The sequence below is a fragment of the Arthrobacter sp. FW306-1B-G06A genome, from assembly GCF_058781765.1.
On the sequence record NZ_JBYSXB010000002.1, the window covers coordinates 108,545 to 127,558 of the forward strand.

14 protein-coding genes are annotated in these 19,014 nt (G+C 64.3%); 3 read left to right on the plus strand and 11 right to left on the minus strand.

Going from position 1 to position 19,014, the window contains the following annotated elements; all coding sequences use genetic code 11:
• Nucleotides 1-90 precede the first annotated feature (90 nt).
• The 11 genes from whiA to AC3WJM_RS01595 form a co-directional block, all read right to left on the minus strand.
• Nucleotides 91-1,071 carry a DNA-binding protein WhiA gene (gene whiA / locus AC3WJM_RS01545; protein ID WP_133202987.1) on the minus strand — a complete coding sequence of 327 codons (981 nt, stop codon included), beginning with the start codon at nucleotides 1,069-1,071 and terminating at the stop codon, nucleotides 91-93.
• Nucleotides 1,072-1,080: 9 nt separating this feature from the next.
• On the minus strand, nucleotides 1,081-2,097 hold the full coding sequence (locus tag AC3WJM_RS01550) for a gluconeogenesis factor YvcK family protein (RefSeq protein WP_059389284.1): 1,017 nt from the start codon (nucleotides 2,095-2,097) through the stop codon (nucleotides 1,081-1,083).
• Entirely contained in the window at nucleotides 2,097-3,020 is a 924-nt protein-coding gene (gene rapZ, locus AC3WJM_RS01555) for an RNase adapter RapZ (RefSeq protein WP_492271057.1), read from the minus strand. The genes AC3WJM_RS01550 and rapZ overlap by 1 nt, the downstream gene beginning before the upstream one ends.
• 87 nt (nucleotides 3,021-3,107) lie before the next feature.
• The gene (gene uvrC / locus AC3WJM_RS01560) at nucleotides 3,108-5,105 is read right to left on the minus strand and encodes an excinuclease ABC subunit UvrC (protein ID WP_307053013.1); all 1,998 of its coding nucleotides are present in this window, start codon (nucleotides 5,103-5,105) and stop codon (nucleotides 3,108-3,110) included.
• Nucleotides 5,106-5,161: 56 nt separating this feature from the next.
• Complete coding sequence (locus AC3WJM_RS01565) at nucleotides 5,162-5,830, minus strand: lysophospholipid acyltransferase family protein (protein WP_059389285.1); 669 nt, start codon at nucleotides 5,828-5,830, stop codon at nucleotides 5,162-5,164.
• Nucleotides 5,817-6,533 (minus strand): HAD hydrolase-like protein, encoded by a 717-nt coding sequence (locus tag AC3WJM_RS01570; protein ID WP_059389286.1) that lies wholly within the window; start codon nucleotides 6,531-6,533, stop codon nucleotides 5,817-5,819. The genes AC3WJM_RS01565 and AC3WJM_RS01570 overlap by 14 nt, the downstream gene beginning before the upstream one ends.
• Before the next feature lie 100 nt (nucleotides 6,534-6,633).
• Nucleotides 6,634-9,561, minus strand: coding sequence for an excinuclease ABC subunit UvrA (gene uvrA, locus AC3WJM_RS01575; RefSeq protein ID WP_492271058.1), 2,928 nt, complete (start codon nucleotides 9,559-9,561; stop codon nucleotides 6,634-6,636).
• Nucleotides 9,562-9,626: 65 nt separating this feature from the next.
• Entirely contained in the window at nucleotides 9,627-10,004 is a 378-nt protein-coding gene (locus tag AC3WJM_RS01580; RefSeq protein ID WP_284988227.1) for a GntR family transcriptional regulator, read from the minus strand.
• Nucleotides 10,001-11,812, minus strand: coding sequence for an ABC transporter ATP-binding protein (locus AC3WJM_RS01585; RefSeq protein ID WP_370872109.1), 1,812 nt, complete (start codon nucleotides 11,810-11,812; stop codon nucleotides 10,001-10,003). Before AC3WJM_RS01585 ends, AC3WJM_RS01580 begins: the two co-directional genes overlap by 4 nt.
• A gap of 89 nt (nucleotides 11,813-11,901) precedes the next feature.
• Nucleotides 11,902-13,647, minus strand: coding sequence for an ABC transporter ATP-binding protein (locus tag AC3WJM_RS01590; RefSeq protein ID WP_492271059.1), 1,746 nt, complete (start codon nucleotides 13,645-13,647; stop codon nucleotides 11,902-11,904).
• A gap of 138 nt (nucleotides 13,648-13,785) precedes the next feature.
• Nucleotides 13,786-14,565, minus strand: a complete 780-nt coding sequence (locus tag AC3WJM_RS01595) for a trans-aconitate 2-methyltransferase (RefSeq protein WP_492258972.1) — start codon at nucleotides 14,563-14,565, stop codon at nucleotides 13,786-13,788.
• A gap of 57 nt (nucleotides 14,566-14,622) precedes the next feature.
• Between AC3WJM_RS01595 and AC3WJM_RS01600 the strand changes: the two genes are divergently transcribed.
• The 3 genes from AC3WJM_RS01600 to AC3WJM_RS01610 are packed head-to-tail and all read left to right on the plus strand — an operon-like array spanning nucleotide 14,623 to nucleotide 19,005.
• Nucleotides 14,623-17,148, plus strand: coding sequence for a DEAD/DEAH box helicase (locus AC3WJM_RS01600; protein WP_492271060.1), 2,526 nt, complete (start codon nucleotides 14,623-14,625; stop codon nucleotides 17,146-17,148).
• Nucleotides 17,149-17,168: 20 nt separating this feature from the next.
• Nucleotides 17,169-17,666: a GNAT family N-acetyltransferase gene (locus AC3WJM_RS01605; RefSeq protein ID WP_284988232.1), complete on the plus strand. Its 498-nt coding sequence runs from the start codon at nucleotides 17,169-17,171 to the stop codon at nucleotides 17,664-17,666.
• Nucleotides 17,659-19,005, plus strand: a complete 1,347-nt coding sequence (locus AC3WJM_RS01610) for an alpha/beta fold hydrolase (RefSeq protein ID WP_492271061.1) — start codon at nucleotides 17,659-17,661, stop codon at nucleotides 19,003-19,005. Before AC3WJM_RS01605 ends, AC3WJM_RS01610 begins: the two co-directional genes overlap by 8 nt.
• Nucleotides 19,006-19,014: the final 9 nt, after the last annotated feature.

Below are 19,014 nucleotides of genomic sequence, written 5' to 3' on the forward strand. Positions count from 1 at the left end.
GACCGGGGTCCGTTTGGTAACTCTCGTTTTGTTCATCCGACCGGCGAACCGGCCGGAAATCTACACCCTGACGATTCTAGGACGGGCGCCCTATTCGTCCATCATTTCGGGGGTCACATTTGCCTCGGTGCCCGGGATCCCCAGGTCGCCGGCCCGCTTGTCCGCCATGGCCAGCAGCCGGCGGATCCTTCCCGCGATCGCGTCCTTGGTCATGGGCGGATCGGCAAGCCGGCCCAATTCATCGAGGCTGGCCTGCTTGTGCGCGACCCGGAGTTCACCCGCGTACTTGAGGTGGTCCGGAACGTCGTCACCGAGGATTTCCAGGGCCCGGTCCACGCGGGCGCCAGCCGCGACGGCGGCCTGGGCCGAACGGCGCAGATTGGCGTCGTCGAAGTTCGCGAGGCGGTTGGCCGTGGCCCGGACTTCCTTCCGCATGCGGCGCTCCTCCCACACCATGAGGGCGTCATGCGCGCCCATCCGGGTGAGCAGCGCGGCGATGGTGTCGCCGTCACGGATGACCACGCGATCCACGCCGCGCACTTCCCGGGCCTTGGCCTGGATGCCGAGGCGGCGGGCAGCGCCCACCAGGGCAAGCGCCGATTCCGGCCCGGGGCACGTGACCTCGAGCGAGGATGACCGGCCGGGTTCGGTGAGGGAACCGTGAGCCAGGAACGCGCCGCGCCACACAGCCTCCGCGTCCGACGCCGAACCGTTGACGACGGCGGACGGCAAGCCGCGCACGGGTCGCCCGCGGCCGTCGAGGAGGCCGGTCTGGCGGGCCAGGGCTTCGCCGTCGCGCACTACGCGGACAACGTAGCGGCTACCCCGACGGAGTCCCCCGCCGGAGACGACGATGATCTCGCTCTGGTGCCCGTAGACTTCGGCGATCGCGGCGCGCAGCCGCCGCGCCGTTGAGGCGAGGTCAACCTCAGCCTCGATCACGATGCGGCCCGAAATGATGTGCAGCCCGCCGGCAAAACGCAGCATGGCCGAAACTTCGGCCTTGCGGACGGACGACTTCTTGATGTCCAGCCGGGAAAGTTCTTCCTTGACCGATGCGGTCAGTGCCATCGCATGTTCCTAACTATTCCCGAAGATATCGTGATACGCCGATGCCAGACGCAGCGGGTCGTGGACTGGACGGCGGCTCGACGCCCCCACTTTACCCAAGACCACCTCCGCACCGATCATCCCGGCAGCGCGTTCGAATTCCTTGAGGTCCGATATCGAGGTGGGATCGGCCAGGACAACGTCCACGCTGAACTCCGGCGCATAGTGGCGCAGGGCATCCAGGTGGTCCGCCGCGGACATCCCGGAGGTTTCCTTGGTGTCCATGGCGAGGTTCATGGTGAGGCAGCGTTTGGCGGGGGTGTCGCACAGGGCCTGGCGCATTTCCGGCAGCAGCAAATGCGGCAACACTGACGTGTACCAGGAGCCGGGACCCAGGATGATCCAGTCCGCAAGCTCGATTGCGGTCAACGCTTCGATGCAGGCGCGCGCGTCTTCCGGAAGGAGCCTGACGTTTTCGAGCGATCCGGCAACGGCGCACTTGGCCTGGCCTTTGACGATCTGGAACTCGTACCCGCCCCCGGGCAATGGCACCCGGACGTCGCCCTCGATGTTCAGCGGCTGGGTGGACATCGGGAGGACCTGGCCGCGGGCACCCAAGAGGGCGCCTGCCCATTTCAGTCCGGCCACGGCGTCGCCCAGAAGCTCCCAGAGGGTGACAATGAGCAGGTTCCCCATGGCATGGTCGTCCAGGGAGCCTTGGCGGCCGCTTGGAGTCTTGAAGCGATGCTGCATGACGTCCCGCCAGGTGCGGCCCCAATCGGTGTCGTCACACAGTGCGCTCAGCGCCATTCGAAGGTCGCCCGGCGGAAGGACGCCGTACTCTTCGCGGAGCCGCCCGGAGGATCCGCCGTCGTCGGCAACGGTGACAATAGCGGTGAGCTCGGAGGTCAGGAGCCGCAGCGCCGACAACGACGCGGAAAGCCCGTGTCCGCCGCCGAGCGCCACAACCGAGGGGCCTTTGGCGGGCTGGCTGCCCGGCGTGCCTTTCGGTGGAACCAGCGGCAGGGGTCCGGTCAGGACCCCCATTATTCGCGACCCAGATCGCGGTGGCTTGTGGTGACGGTGACCCGCGGGTATTGCGCGAGCCGTTTGGAGAGTTCGACGGCGACCGCGACCGAACGGTGCTTGCCGCCGGTGCAACCGACGGCAATGGTGGCGTAGTGCTTGTTTTCCGTCCGATAGCCGTCGAGGACGGGCTCCAAGGCGAGGACGTAACGGTCGACGAAGTCCTTCACGCCAGCGGCCCCCAGGACATAGTCGCTGACGTCGGCGTCGAGCCCTGTGTGCGGACGCAATTTCGGAACCCAGTGCGGGTTGGGGATGAAGCGAGCATCCGCCACGAAGTTGGCGTCCACGGGCAGGCCGTATTTGAAGCCGAAGCTCATGACGTTCAAGCGCAGCGCCACAGGGCCTGTGTCGGTGAAAAGTTCGGTGATGGCGGTCGCCAGGCCGTGGACGTTGTACGTGCTCGTGTCCAAGACGACGTCCGCGGATTCTTTTAGCTCTTTCAGGACGTCCCGCTCCGCCGCGATGCCGTCCAGGATCCGGCCACCGCCCTGGAGCGGATGCGGGCGGCGGCCCTGCTCAAACCGCCGCACCAGGACGTTGTCGCTGGCATCGAGGAAGAGGACGCGGAAGGTGATTCCGGTGGCGCTGAGCGCGCCGAGCGCCGTCCTGATATCGGTGAAGAGGCCCTTGCTGCGCACGTCCACGACGACGGCAAGCTTGGGGATGGACTGTGGCGCGTGCGAGACGATTTCCGCCAGCGTCCCCAGCATCTGCGGGGGAAGGTTTTCGACGACGTACCAGCCATGGTCCTCCAGGGCGTCGGAGGCGGTGCTCCGGCCTGCTCCGGACATGCCGGTCACCACCAGCAGTTCCGCTTCGACAGGCTTGACGGGTACCAGACCGTCCTGCTCCTCGCCGGATCCTGCTGTTGGCTCTGACATCAAGTTTCCCCGTTTCTGAGATGGTCCAAAGTTTTTGGGATGGTCCACAAGCGGACCCCTTCAGGAGGGGTCCGCTTATTACCCTAGCTAAATTTCAAGGATTTCGCCGGTGGTCATGTTCACGGCAGGAGCGGCCTCTCCGGAGGCACCGGCCGCCGCGAGATGGCTGACGACCGCTTCCGCCAATGCCGGGCCGATCCCCTTCGCGGCCGTGAGCTCGAGGGCCGTTGCCGCCTTGATCTTCTTGAGCGAACCGAAATGCGCCACGAGCGCCTTCCGTTTGGCTTCGCCGAGACCCGGAACGCCGTCAAGCGCCGACACCGTCATGGCCTTTCCACGTTTCTGCCGGTGGAAGGTGATGGCGAAACGGTGGGCTTCGTCGCGGATGCGCTGGAGCAGATAGAGCCCCTGGGAGGTGCGGGGCAGGATCACCGGGAAGTCGCTGTCCGGCAACCAGACCTCTTCGAGGCGCTTGGCGAGGCCCACGACGTAGACGTCGTCGATGCCCAGTTCCGCGAGGGCCCGGGCGGCCGCATTCACTTGGGGTTGCCCGCCGTCGACGACGACGAGGTTGGGCGGATAGGCGAACTTCGCCTTGGCACCCGTGAGGGCAGCATCCTCCGACGACGGCGGTTCACCTGTTCCCGGGTGCGGAACTTCTCCGCTCTTGGGAAGCTGGGCGGATTTATCCTGCAAGTAGTGCCTGAAGCGCCTGGTGAGGACGTCGTGCATCGCAGCGGTGTCGTCGCTTGCCGCCGCACCGGTGATGGAGAACTTCCTGTAGTCGGCCTTCTTCGGGAGGCCGTCCTCCACCACCACCATGGACGCAACCACGTTGGTGCCCTGCACATGGGAAATGTCGTAGCACTCGATCCGGAGCAACGGCACGGGAAGCTCGAGCGCTTCCTGCAGTTCCTGGAGCGCCTGGGAACGGACCGTGATATCGCCGGCGCGCCGGACTTTGTGGAGCTTCAGCGCCTGCTCGGCGTTTTCGCGGACGGTGGACATGAGGGCGGCCTTGTCGCCACGCTGCGGCACCCGGATGTCCACCTTGGCGCCCCTGAGGCCGCCGAGCCATTCGAGCAGTTCGTGATGGTTGCTCGGAATCTCAGGGACGAGGACTTCGCGCGGAATACGGCCTTGGTTGTCGCTGTCCTCTCCGTAGACCTGCTGCAAGAGGTGTTCGATGAGTTCCGGAGTGGTGGCGTCTTCGACTTTTTCCACGACCCAGCCCCGCTGGCCGCGCACCCGGCCACCCCTGACGTGGAATACCTGCACGGAAGCCTCAAGGTCGTCGTCGTGCAGGGCGAAGACATCCGCGTCGGTGTCTTCGGAAAGCACGACGGCGTTGCGCTCGAACACTTTGCGGAGCGCGATGATGTCGTCCCGGAGCCGGGCCGCCCGCTCGTAGTCCAGCTCGGCGACGGCGGCGCCCATGTCCTTTTCGAGGCGGGTGATGAAGCGTTTGGCTTCGCCACCCATGAACGAGCAGAAGTCTTCGGCGATGGCCCGGTGCTCTTCGGCGGTGACGCGGCCGACGCACGGGGCCGAGCATTTGTCGATGTAGCCGAGCAAGCATGGCCGGCCGCTGGCCTGGGCGCGCTTCAGAACGCCGGGACTGCAGCTGCGGACCGGGAAGACGCGGAGCAAGGTGTCCATTGTTTCGCGGATGGCCCCGGCCGTATATGGCCCGAAGTAGCGGGTGCCCTTACGGCGCTCCCCGCGCATGACCTGTACCCGCGGGAGCTTCTCCGCCATGCTCACGGCAAGGTACGGATACGTCTTGTCATCGCGGAAGACCACATTGAAGCGGGGCTTGAATTCCTTGATCCAGGTGTATTCGAGCTGGAGCGACTCAAGCTCGCTGCCCACCATGGTCCATTCGACGCTGCTGGCCGCGTGCACCATCGCGTGCGTCTTCGGCAGCAAACCCGCCGGGTTGGCAAAGTACGAGTTCAGCCGGGATCGGAGGTTCTTCGCCTTGCCCACGTAGATGACACGGCCGTGCGGATCCCGGAACCGATAGACGCCGGGGGTGGTGGGGATTTCTCCCGTCTGGGGTCGATAACTCGCTGGATCTGCCACAGATCCAGTCTAGTAAGGGAATCGCGCTCCCCCGTACGGGCCCGCTTCGCGGAGGGCTACTCCGCGGACTTGCTCTGGTTGTAGCTCGTGGAACGTTCCTGGCCGCTCAATACCGCAATGGCATCCATGATCTTGTCCGTGACTTCGCGCCTGGCCGGCAGGGAATGGTCCGGACCGGTCTTCTCGAAGTACAGCGGCTCGCCGACCTTCATGGTGAAATGCTGTGGACGAACGGTGTTCCGGTCCACGGGCTGCAGCTTGTCCGTGCCGATGAGGCCAACCGGCACCACCGGCGCCCCCGTTGTCAGGGCAAGCCAGCCGACACCGGTCCGCCCGCGGTAGAGCAAGCCGTCGCGCGAGCGGGTCCCCTCCGGATAGATGCCGATGCCCCTGCCGTTCTCCAGGATGTCCAGGAGGGTCTTGAGGGCCTGCACGCTGGCTGCCTGCTCTCCGCGTTCCACCGGAATGGATCCAACGGCCTGGAAGAACGCCTTCATCGCGCGGCCTTTGAAGCCTTTGGTGGTGAAATACTCGGCCTTGGCAAAGAAGCCCACCGGGCGCGGCATCAAGGCTTGGACAATAACGCTGTCCAGAAAAGACAAATGGTTCGGGGCCACGATGAAGGGCCCTTCCTTGGGCACGTTCTCCAGCCCGATGACCGTGGGCCGGCAGGTGCTGGAAATCAGTCCGCGCGTGGTCCAGCGGATGACATCAAAGGCTTCCATCGTTCTGCACCTCGCTCAGGGCCGCCGCGCGGACAGCGTCAAGTTCTTCGATCTTCTTCAGCAGCTGCGCCGCGGTGTCCACGACGGCGACGGCGCCTGCCTCCTGAAGTTCGCCGTCGGGCGCAAATCCCCAACTGACCCCGATGCAGTCAAGGCCGTTGGCCATGGCACCGGCAACATCCTGGTGGCGGTCTCCGACCATCACCGCAGGCTGGGAACGCAACGTGGCCAGAGCGGCACCAACGATTGCCACCTTACCCGGAGTTGTATTGGCGGCTATTGACTCGTCGTCCGGCGCACCGCAGATGGAGGCAAAGAAACCGGCAATGCCATGGTGCTCCAACACGATGTGGGCCAAGCCCTGGGGTTTCTGGGTGGCGACGGCAACCGGCCGCCGCGACTCCGCGAAGAACTGCAGGAGCTCACGGATTCCGGGGTAGAGCCGGCTTTGAGCGATTCCGACGGAACGATAATAGCTGCGGTACAGCCCAATGACTTCGTCGACTTTTCCTGTGGGAACCCCGGCAATGTGTTCCAGGGAATCGCTGAGCTTGGGCCCGACCATGGAGTCCAGCACGGCCTGTTCCGGGACACGGAGCCCCATTTCGCCCAGGGCCGCGGCGATACCGCCGGTTATGCCGCCTGCAGGATCGACAAGGGTGCCGTCCAGATCAAAGATTACGGGCACCATTGTTTGAGTCACCGGGTTAGTTTCTCACGAGTTGAGGCATGCCTGAAACTCACATGCCGGCCAGGGAATACTTCGACCACTGCCGAAAAATTCCCCGGCCGTTCACGCAGGGCTAACCGAGAATCTCCGCCAGGAAGGTTGCGGTATGGCTTTCCGTGGACTTGGCAACCTGTTCGGGCGTGCCCGTTGCCACGATCCGCCCGCCGCCTGAACCGCCATTGGGGCCAAGGTCCACAATCCAGTCAGCGGACTTGATGACGTCGAGGTTGTGCTCAATGGTGATGACCGTATTGCCCTTGTCCACCAAACCCTGCAGCACCATGAGCAACTTCCGGATGTCCTCGAAGTGGAGGCCCGTTGTGGGCTCGTCCAAGACGTAGACGCTCCGGCCATTCGAACGCTTCTGCAGTTCCGAGGCCAGCTTCACGCGCTGCGCCTCGCCGCCGGAAAGCGTGGTGGCCGGCTGCCCGAGCCGGACATAACCTAGGCCGACGTCGACGAGGGTGTTCAAATGCCGGGCAATGGGGGTGAAAGCGGCAAAGAACTCGGCACCCTCCTCGATGGGCATGTTGAGGACGTCCGCGATGGTCTTGCCCTTGTAATGGACCTCCAGGGTCTCGCGGTTGTACCGGGCACCGTGGCACACCTCGCAGGGAACATAGACATCCGGCAGGAAGTTCATCTCGATCTTCAGGGTGCCGTCACCGGAGCACGCCTCGCAGCGGCCGCCCTTGACGTTGAAGGAGAACCGTCCAGGCTGGTATCCACGGACCTTGGCTTCGGTGGTTTCCGCGAAAAGCTTCCGGATGTTGTCGAAGACGCCCGTGTACGTGGCAGGGTTGGAGCGCGGGGTCCGCCCGATGGGGCTCTGGTCCACGTGCACCACTTTGTCGAGGTGCTCAAGGCCGGCCACGGAGCGATGCCGGCCGGCGACCTGCTTGGCACCGTTGAGCTTGTTGGCAAGGACCTTGTAAAGGATCTCGTTCACCAGGGTGGACTTCCCCGATCCACTGACGCCAGTGACTGCCGTGAAGAGGCCCAGCGGGAACGTCGCGTCAACGTTGTTCAGGTTGTTTTCGCGTGCGCCGATGACCTTGAGCTCGCGCTTCTTGTCATACTTGCGCCGCTTGGCCGGGATGTCGATCTTGCGCCGGCCGGACAAGTAGTCGCCGGTCAGCGAGTCCGTGTTTTCCAGGAGCTCCTTGTAGGAACCGGAGTGCACCACCTGGCCACCGTGCTCACCGGCGCCGGGTCCAATATCCACAACCCAGTCGGCCTCGTGGATCGTGTCCTCGTCGTGTTCGACCACAATCAGCGTGTTGCCGAGATCGCGCAATCGGGTGAGCGTCTCGATCAGGCGGCGGTTGTCCTTCTGGTGCAGCCCGATGGACGGCTCGTCCAGGACATACAGGACGCCCACCAGGCCGGAGCCGATCTGCGTGGCGAGCCGGATACGCTGGGCTTCGCCACCGGACAAGGTCCCGGACGGCCGTTCGAGATTCAAGTATTCGAGCCCGACGTCCAAGAGGAATGTCAGGCGCGCCTGGATCTCCTTGAGAACCTGGTGGGCGATCTGGGCCTCGCGGTCGGTGAGCGTGAGGCTACCGAGGAAATCCGCGCAATCACGCATCGGAAGGGCCGCAACTTCGGCGATGGACTTGCCGTTGATCAGCACGGACAGCGACGCCGGGTTGAGCCGCGCACCGTTGCATGCGGGGCAAGGAACCTGCCGCATGTACTCTTCGTAGCGGTCGCGGGCCCAGTCGGAATCCGTTTCGCCGTGCTTGCGGTGAACGTACTGGGTGGCGCCTTCGAAGCCGGTGCTGTACTTGCGCTCCCGGCCGAACCTGTTGCGGTACTGGACGACTACTTTGTGGTCCTTGCCGTGCAGCACCGTCTGCCGGACTTCCTGCGGCAGCTTCTCCCACGGGGTGTCCATGGAGAACTCGAGCTCCAGGGCCAGGCCTTCGAGGAGCCGGTTCCAGTACTCCGTGGTGGCAGTACCCAGCGACCAAGGTGCGATGGCACCCTGGTTCAAGGAAAGTTCCGGATTGGGGACAACCAACTCTTCGTCGACCTCGAGCTTGGTGCCGATACCGCTGCAGGCCGAACATGCGCCGAAGGGGTTGTTGAACGAGAAGGAGCGTGGCTCGATCTCGTCGATGGCCAGCGGGTGCTCATTGGGGCAGGCAAGGTTTTCGGAGAAGGCCCGGATCCGGGCTGGGTCTTCGGCGTCGAGATCCACGAACTCGACCAGTACCCGGCCTTCCGCAAGCCGGAGCGCGGTTTCGATCGAGTCGGTCAGCCGCTGGCTGATCCCTTCCTTGACAACGAGCCGGTCCACGACCACTTCAATGGAGTGCTTGAATTGCTTGCCGAGCTTGGGCGGATCGCTCAGCTGGACGAGATCTCCGTCCACCCGGGCGCGTGAGTATCCCTTGGCCGTGAGCTCTTTGAAGAGCTCGACGAATTCGCCCTTGCGTCCGCGGACCACAGGGGCAAGAATCTGGAATCGGGTGCCGGATTCGAGTTCCAGCAACTGGTCGACGATCTGCTGCGGCGTCTGGCGCGTGATCGGCTCGTGGCACACGGGGCAATGCGGCCGGCCGACACGTGCCCAGAGAAGGCGCATGTAGTCGTAGATCTCGGTGATGGTGCCCACTGTGGAGCGCGGGTTCTTGCTCGTCGACTTCTGGTCGATGGACACTGCCGGCGAAAGGCCCTCGATGAAATCCACGTCCGGCTTGTCCACTTGGCCCAGGAACTGGCGGGCATATGCCGACAATGACTCCACGTACCGGCGCTGGCCCTCCGCGAAGATAGTGTCGAAAGCCAAGGACGACTTGCCTGAACCTGACAAGCCCGTGAAAACGATCATTGCGTCACGGGGAAGATCGAGATCGACGTTGCGGAGGTTGTGTTCACGCGCTCCCTTGACCACGAGCCGGGACAGGTCATGTCTTACGGGCGTGGCAGCTTGCTGCTCGGAAACACTTGCGAAGGATTCGACGGCGGGGACTTCAGCTACGGCTTTAGGCACCCACTAATGCTAATCGAAAACTTCTTCGAATTTCCATGTGGCTTCCCACAGCCTACCGACGGGTATCAATCGGCGTCGTAGGCAGCCGCCAGAAGCTGCACCGCCTCCGCGAAACTGGCGCCCTGCGCTTTGGCCGCCGCCGAGTAGCTCGCAGCCACGGCTGCCAATGCGCTCCAGCGGTCATCCCGGGCGCACACAACTGTTCCGTTGCGGCCACGGGTGGCCACTACTCCAGCAGCTTCAAGTTCTTTATAGGCCCGGGCCACCGTGTGGGGGGCGACATCCAATTGTTCGGCCAAGCTGCGCACCGCGGGGAGCTTGGTACCGACAGCCAGGATGCCGCCGTCGGCCAACTCGATGACGCGGAGCCGAAGCTGTTCGTACAGCGCGACGGTACTGGACTGATTGGGACGCCACGAACCGGGAAACTCAAGCGGGCTCATGATGCTTCCCTCTCTCCTTGCCCGGCGCGGTGCTTCGCGGACCTCACCGGCATCGCGGCGAGTTCGCCGCCTCCGGCGGCAAACTGCGCTTCATGCAAGTGGGCGTAGTGCCCGCCAAGCGCCAACAGCGAATGATGCGTGCCGTGTTCAACGATCCGTCCGTGGTCCATGACGAGAATTAGATCAGCGTCGCGGATGGTGGACAAGCGGTGCGCAATGACGAATGACGTCTTGTTGCTCCGGAGCCGGTGCATCGCTTGGCGGATAAGGACTTCGGTGCGGGTATCCACCGAACTTGTCGCCTCGTCCAGGATCAGGATGGGGCGGCCCGAGAGCCGTGCGCGCGCGATGCTCAGCAATTGCCTCTGGCCCTGGCTGAGGGGTTCGCCTCCGTTGCTGAGCATGGTTGAGTACCCGTTGGGCAGCGAGCGGACAAAGTGGTCGACGTGGCTCGCCTCGGCTGCGGCCACGATCTCGGCCTCGCTGGCGCCCGGAAAGCCATACTCGATGTTCTCCCGGATGGTGCCGGTGAAAATCCACGGATCCTGGAGAACGACGCCGAAATTCCGGCGGAGTGCGTCGCGTCCCATGCCCGCGATGTCAACGCCGTCGATGGTGATCCGTCCGGAGCCGAGTTCGTGGAAACGCATGAGGAGGCTGACCAGCGTGGTCTTCCCGGCTCCGGTGTGCCCGACAATCGCAACTGTCTGTCCCGGTTCCACCTGGAAGGACAGGTCCTCGATGAGGGGCGCATCCGGCCGGTAGCTGAAGGAGATGTGTTCGAAGGCAACGCGTCCCGAAGGGGCATCAAACTGCGCGTCAAACCGCGACTCAAGGCCCGGACCGGAGTCGGCGCGCGCATTTGCGCCCTGTTCCGCACGTTCCCCTGTCAGTTCGGCGGCGTCCAGCAGCTCGAAGACCCTGCTGGCGGAAACCGCGCATGATTGCAGGACCTGGGCCAATCCGCCGATCTGGCCCAGCGGCTGGCTGAAGAGGCGGTTGAATTGGATGAACGCTTGAATGCCCCCGATACTCATCGCCCCGGCGAGGAACTGCAGGGCACCGACAATGGCAACCCCCACGTAGCTGGCGTTGGACACGAAAGCCATGAGGGGCACCAGCAACCCTGAAGCGAACTGTGCCTTGGAACTGGCCGCGTAAAGCCCGTCGTTGTGATCAGCGAAGCGGACCGCCATCGATGACTGGGCGTTGAAAAGCTTGATGGTCTCGTGACCCGTGGCTGTCTCCTCCACAAGCGAGTTCACGTCGCTCGTGGCTTCCCACTGCCGGACGAAGTATTTCTGCGAGCGTCGGGTCACGATAATCGACGCCAGCGCCGAAACCGGAACGGCCAGCAGGGACACGACGGCGAGGAGCGGCGAAAGCAGCAGCATCATCACGAGCGAGCCGATGACCATCAGTGTTGAGGTCAGGAGCTGGGAGAGGAGCTGGTTGAGCGTCTGCGACACGTTGTCGAGGTCGTTCGTCGCGCGGCTCAGCACGTCGCCCCGGGAGCGTCCGTCGTAGTAGGCCACGGGAAGGCGATGCAGTTTCCCTTCCACGGCTTCGCGGAGGTCGTGCGCGAGGCGCTGGACGGCGAGGGCGTTGAGGCGGCCCTGCGCCCAGCTAAGCAGCGACGTGACGCAATACATGCCTGCGGCCAGGAGCAAGAGGAAGACGAAGCGCCCGGCGTCGAACTGCGCGCCGAACACGGCGGCGGCGATGACGTCGGTAGCGTCACCGAGTATTTTGGGTGCGGCGACATTGAGCGTGACAAAGCCGCAGATGCACAGGATCGCGGCGGTCATGATTCCCCGGGAGGGCTTCATCAAGCCCACCAGGCGGAGGAGCGACCGCGACGGTTTCGCTGGAATGGCGAGGTGTTCGCCTTCGCTGCTCACGCGGCGTCGTCCGTTTCCAGCTGGGACGCTACGATTTCCCGGTAAGTTTCCGAGGACTCGAGAAGTTCGGCATGGGTTCCTTGTGCCACCAGGCGGCCCTCGTCGATGAGCAGTATCTGGTCCGCCGACACCACGGTGTTGATGCGCTGGGCGACAATGATGACGGTCGCCCCCCGGAGTTCCGGTTCAAGCGCGGCCCGGAGCTTTGCTTCCGTCACCGTGTCCAACGCAGAGAAGCTGTCGTCAAACAAATAGACGGATGCAGGGCGCAGAATCGCGCGGGCTATGCATAAGCGCTGCCGCTGGCCGCCGGACAGACCGGCGCCGCCCTGGGACAACATGGTCTCCAGTCCTTGCGGCAACTCGTTCACGAAATCCGCGGCCTGGGCCGTCTCAAGGGCATGCCACAATTGCGAATCTGTCGCGGAAGGCAAGGAAATCCGCAGGTTCTCGGCGATGGTTCCGCGGAACAGCCAACTCTCCTGGGGCACGACGCCGAGCTGGTTGCGCAAGGCATTGAGCGGAACGGCCGCGATGTCCCGGCCGTCGAGCGAGATACTTCCACTGCTCACCTCAAGCAGCCTCGGCACAAGGCTGACGATGGTCGACTTGCCGCTTCCCGTGGAGCCGATGACCGCCGTCGTGCTTCCCGGAGCCGCGTGGAATGTGATGCTTTCCACTACTGGTGTTTCGGCTCCCGGGTAGGCGAAAACGACATTGTCGAAGCGCAGGCCTTCAGCCCGCGAGGGGCGTGCCACCATCCCGCCGGCAGTGTTTCCCGGCTGCGTGATTTCTGATTCCGTGTTGAGCACTTCGGTGACGCGTTCAGCGCTGACAGCCGCCCGGGGGGCCGTGCTCAACACGTACATTGCCATCATGATCGCGAGGAGGATCTGCATGATGTAGGCGATGAACGCCGTGAGCGCACCCAGCTCCATGTCTCCCGCGATGATGCGGTGCCCGCCTAGCCAGACCACGCCCGCGGATGAAAGATTGACCACGGTCATGACGAGGGGAAGCATGGCCGCGACAATCCTGGCCGAACGGAGATTGTTCCTTGTCAGTGCGTCGTTGGCGGCCTCGAACCGTTTCATCTCGAACGGCTGGCGGACGAACGCACGAATGACCGCGGTCCCCAGGATCTGTTCCCGGAGGACGCTATTGATCCGGTCCACCAAGCCTTGGCCCTCGCGGTACAGCGGGACGAGCTTGCGGACAATCAACAGCATGATGGCGAGCAACACGGGAACGATGGCGAAAACGATCCAAGACAGGGCAACGTCCTGTTCGACCGCCAGGATCACGCCTCCGATGCCCATGACGGGCGCCGCCACCAGCATGCCGAAAACCAGGACCATGATGTTCTGCAGCTGCAGGACATCATTCGTCGTCCTGACCACGAGGCTGGCCGGTCCGAAGGCTGCGACGTCCTGGTCGGGCAGGGAATGAATCTTGTCGAAGAGTTCCTGCCGCAGCCCGCGGCCGACCTTCATGGCGACAATCGCTCCGAGGTAGCCGGCGAGCACCGCGGCGAGCACCTGGATCACCGTGAGGACCAGCATCCAGGTACCCAGGCGCAGGATTACCTCGCTGTTCCCGGCGACCAGGCCGTCGTCGACGATCTTCGCGTTGAAGGTGGGCAGGAGGAGTGTGGCGCCGGTCTGGACGAGCTGCAGGAGAACGATGGCCAGCACGTGGGGCTTGTAGGGGGCGAGGCGCTGCAACAGCAAGGATGCCAGCACACTGCCTCCAATCGTTGGCCTCCGGAGCAGCGGATTCCACACGATGCCACCCCGAGATCGCGTTGCCATTGTAGTTCAGAACACAGTGCGAAACCTTGTAAACGCGGCACTTCCGGCGTGCTTTGGACGCGGGCCCGCTCAGCCTCGTTTTTGTGCCACCGCAAAAACCCTGCGGAAGGCAAACACTGTTCCGTGCCGGCCCCGCGGATAGGCCTCGCGGAGCGCGGCTGCGTAGTGGTTTTCGAACTCGCGTGCTTCGTCTTCGGGAAGCCCTGCGAGCACTGGACGCAGGCCGGTCCCGCGCACCCACTCCAGTACCGGATCGGCTCCCGGCAGGAGTTGCTGGTAGGTGGTTTCCCAGGCGTCGGCGTCGCATCCGGCGTCGAGCATGATCCGCAGGTAGTCGGCCGGTTCGCCCACGGCGTCGTCATGGCGGAGCACGCCGGACAGCCTTCCGGACCATTCCGGCGAAGCGGCCAGTTCGCGCATGAGCACGTGGGACGGCGCACTGAAGTTTCCGGGGACCTGGAGCGCAAACCACGCACCAGGTCTCAGCGCTTCCAACCACGCGGAGAGCATCGTCAAGTGGCCCGGCACCCATTGCAGCGCCGCGTTGCTGACCACGACGTCGGTGTCCGCTTCCGGTGCCCATCCGGCAATGTCTGCCTGCACGAACGAAAGGCCCGGTTGCGCGGCAGCGAGGACTTGGGCTTTTGCCAGCATTTCGGCTGAGGAGTCCAGCCCGACGACGGCGGCGCCCTGCCATCGCGTCGCGAGGGTCGCCGTCAAGTTCCCCGGACCGCAGCCCAGATCCACGACGTGCCGGGGGTCCTCCGCCAGAATCCTCGACGTCAGGTCAAAAAACGGCCGGTCGCGGTGATTGCCGAACTCGATGTACTTGGCTGGATCCCACTTCACTGCATCCTCCATGGTCGGTCCCCGTGGTCTGCTCCACCCACACTAAGCTGGAAGGCAATGAAACTTCTTGAGCAGCTCCCCGACGGCGGACGCGTTGACCCGGACGAAATCTACACACGCTTCGTCGCCTGGACGGAGAGCCGCGGACTTCAGCTCTACCCCGCCCAGGACGAGGCCATCATGGAACTCGCGTCGGGCGCCAATGTCATCCTGGCAACCCCCACCGGTTCCGGAAAATCCCTCGTGGCGATCGCCGCGCACTTCGAGGCGATGTCCCGCGGCTTGCGCAGCTACTACACCGCCCCCATCAAGGCCTTGGTCTCGGAGAAGTTCTTCGCGCTTTGCGACATTTTCGGAGCAGAGAACGTCGGCATGATCACCGGAGATTCGGGAGTCAACCAGGATGCGCCGATCATTTGCTGCACCGCCGAAATCCTCGCCAACATCGCTTTGCGCGAAGGCAAGGAAGCCGAGCTCGGCACGGTCATCATGGACGAATTCCACTTCTACTCCGATCCCCAGCGCGGTTGGGCATGGCAGGTACCGCTCCTGGAGCTCCCCCAGGCCCAGTTCCTGCTGATGTCGGCCACCCTGGGAGACGTCAGCCGCTTCGAAGCCGGCCTGAGCGAACTCACCGGACGGTCCACTACCACCGTGAGTTCGGCCGAACGGCCCATCCCGCTGCACTATTACTTCCAGGAAACACCGGTCCACGAAACCCTCGAAGAACTGCTCAGCACCAAGCAGGTTCCCGTGTACGTGGTGCATTTCAGCCAGGTGGAGGCCATCGAGCGGGCCCAGAACCTCATGAGCGTCAACATGTGCTCGCGCGAGGAGAAGGACAAGATTGCCGAGCTGATCGCGGGATTCCGGTTCGCCGCCGGCTTCGGCAAGACCCTGAACCGGCTGGTCCGCCACGGGATCGGCGTCCATCACGCCGGCATGCTGCCCAAGTACCGCCGCCTCGTTGAGCAGCTGGCCCAAGCAGGACTCCTGAAGGTCATCTGCGGCACCGACACGCTCGGGGTCGGGATCAACGTTCCCATCCGCACTGTCCTCCTGACGGCGCTCAGCAAGTACGACGGCGTCCGCACCCGCCTGCTGAACTCCCGGGAGTTCCACCAGATCGCGGGCCGCGCGGGCCGGGCGGGCTACGACACGGCCGGAACGGTTGTGGTGCAGGCTCCCGAACACGTGGTGGAAAACGCGAAGGCTATGGCGAAAGCCACCGCGAAGTTCGGCGACGACCAGAAGAAACTGCGGCAAGTGGTGCGGAAGAAACCGCCGGAAGGCTTTGTCTCCTGGGGCCAGCCCACCTTCACCCGTTTGGTGGAGTCCGTGCCGGACCCGTTGACCTCGAGTTTCACTGTGACGCATGCGATGCTGCTCAACCTGATGGAGCGCTCCGGCGACCCGTTCGCCGCTGCCCGCCGTCTCCTCACTGAGAACCACGAGGCACGGCCCGCCCAACTGCAGCTCATGAAGAAGGCCCTGAGCATCTACCGCGAGCTGTTGGCAGCCGGAGTGGTTGAACGCATTCCCGAGGCCGAGCAGGAGAAAGAAGGACGATCCGTCCGGCTGACCGTTCACCTGCAAGCCAACTTTGCCCTGAACCAGCCGCTTTCACCGTTTGCGCTTGCCGCGCTCGAGCTCCTCGATCCGGAGTCGCCGTCGTACGCCTTGGACGTCGTGTCCGTGATCGAAGCGACCCTCGAGAAGCCCCGGCAGATCCTCTCCGCGCAGCAGAAGAAGGCACGCGGCGAGGCCGTCGCCGCGATGAAGGCCGACGGCATCGATTACGACCAGCGCATGGCGATGCTTGAAGAGGTCAGCTACCCGCAGCCCCTCGCGGAGATCCTGGGCGAAGCGTTCGAGGTGTACCGCAAGGCCGCACCCTGGGTGGGCGACTTTGAGCTGGCTCCGAAGTCGGTGGTCCGCGACATGTATGAGCGCGCCATGAATTTCGGTGAGTTCGTGCAGTTCTATGGGCTGGCCCGCTCCGAGGGAATCGTGCTGCGGTATTTGGCCGACGGCTTCAAGGCCCTGCGCCAGACGGTCCCGCAGGACGTGCTCCGCGAAGACCTCGAGGACCTCATCGCCTGGCTGGGTGAACTGGTCCGCCAAGTCGACTCCAGCCTGCTCGACGAGTGGGAAGAGCTCACCTCCGGGGTGGCTCCGACGCCGCACGACGCTCCACCTCCCCCGCCGCCGTCGCTCACGTCCAACATCCGCGCCTTCCGGGTCATGGTCCGCAACGAAATGTTCCGGCGCGTTGAGTTGTTCGCGGACGAGGATGCGGCTGCCTTGGGCGAGCTCGACGCCGGCAGCGGCTGGGATGCGGAGCGCTGGGAAGACGCTTTGGACGACTACTTCGACGAGCACGACGACATCGGAACCGGCCCCGATGCCCGCGGCCCGGGACTCCTCATGATCACGGAGGAACCAGGCATCTGGCGGGTGCGGCAGATTTTCGATGACCCGGCCCGCAACCATGACTGGGGCGTTTCCGCCGAAGTGGACCTGGCAGCCTCGGACGAGAGCGGCACCGCCGTGGTCAGGGTGACCTCGGTCAACCGCCTGTAGGCGCCTAGTAAGCTCGAATCATGAGTGTTGTCCGCCCAGCCACAGTGTCCGACGTCCCCGCGATCCTGCAGATGATCCATGAGCTTGCCGTCTACGAAAAAGAGCCCGACGCCGTGAAGAACACGCCGGAAATGCTCACCGAGGCCTTGTTCGGCGAGAATCCACGGGTGTACGCGCACATGGCGGAAAACGCGGCAGGAGACGTCCAGGGATTCGCTTTGTGGTTCCTGAACTACTCCACGTGGGAAGGCGTCCACGGCATCTATCTCGAGGACCTCTACGTCACGCCCGATGCCCGGGGCGAAGGCCACGGGAAGGCGCTCCTGCAGCACCTGGCCGCCACCGCCGTCGAACGCGGTTATGCACGGGTGGAATGGAGTGTCCTGGACTGGAACGAACCGTCCATCAACTTCTACCGCGGCCTCGGAGCGGTGCCCATGGACGGCTGGTCGACCTTCCGGCTGACCGGCGAAGCGCTGGGTGCCTTCGGCAGCGACAAGGTCATGGCTCGTGGCTGAGCGCGTGGTTGAGGGCGTGGCCCACACCATCCGGGCACGTCACGAATTCCGGGGCGTCCGCACCACCGAACACTTCTTCGCGGTCCCCCTCGACCATTGGGCGTCCGCAGGTGTGGAAGCCGACAGCACCGCGGAAACGATCACAGTCTTCGCGCGGGAGTTCGTCTCCGCCGAGCACTCGGAGGAGGACACAGCCCGGCTACCGTGGTTGCTCTACCTCCAGGGCGGGCCCGGCGGACGCGGAACCCGGACCACCTCCCTGTCCGGCTGGATGAAGGCTGCCGCGAGGAGTTTCCGCATCCTGATGCTGGATCAACGCGGCACGGGCCTGTCCACGCCGGCGGACCGAAATACCTTGCCGCTCCGGGGCGATGCCGCCGCACAGGCAGACTACCTCACGCATTTCCGGGCGGATTCGATCGTGGCCGACGCCGAACTCATCCGCAAGACCCTCGGTTCGGAACCGTGGACCGTCCTGGGCCAGAGCTTCGGCGGTTTCTGCGCGCTGACCTACTTGTCCTTCGCGCCGGAAGGTTTGAGCGAAGTGCTCATCACGGGAGGTCTGGCGCCGCTGGAAGGTCCGGCCGAACGCGTCTACAAGGCGACTTTCCAACGGGTCGCGGAACGCAACGCGGAATACTTCGGGTGGTACCCGGAGGACCGCAAGCGGGTCACCCGGATCGCGCGGCATCTGGAATCGACGGACGAGCGGCTGCCCAGCGGAGAACGCCTCACCACGGAACGCTTCCAAATGGTGGGATCGTTCCTGGGCGGGAACGCCCGCGTGGATGCCCTGCACACCCTCCTGGAGGACGCCTTCGTGCCGTCTCCGGCGGGCGAACGCCTCTCCGACGCCTTTCTGGAACAGGTCTACGGCCTCGTTTCCCGGGCATCGAATCCCCTGTACGCGGTCTTGCACGAGTCCATCTACGGACAGGGGCAGGCGACCGGCTGGGCGGCGTGGCGGGTGAGCGGGGAGTTCCCCGAGTTCCATCCCGACGCCGCGGAGCCGCTCCTGACGGGCGAAATGGTCTACCCCTGGTACTTCGAACAGGATCCAGCGCTTGTGCCCCTGCAGGATGTGGCTGCGCTGTTGGCCAACAAACAAGACTGGAAACCGCTCTACGATGTGTCCCGGCTGAAGGCGAATACTGTGCCGGTCGCGGCAGCTGTCTACCGCGACGACATCTATGTGGACTTCCAGCTATCCATGGAAACCGCGGCCGCCGTCCGCGGACTGCAGGCCTGGACCACAGGGGATTTCCATCACGATGGCATCGGCGAAGACGGGGAAGGAATCTTCAACCGGCTCCTGGGGATGGTGCGCGGCAAGAACTGAGGTTCTGCT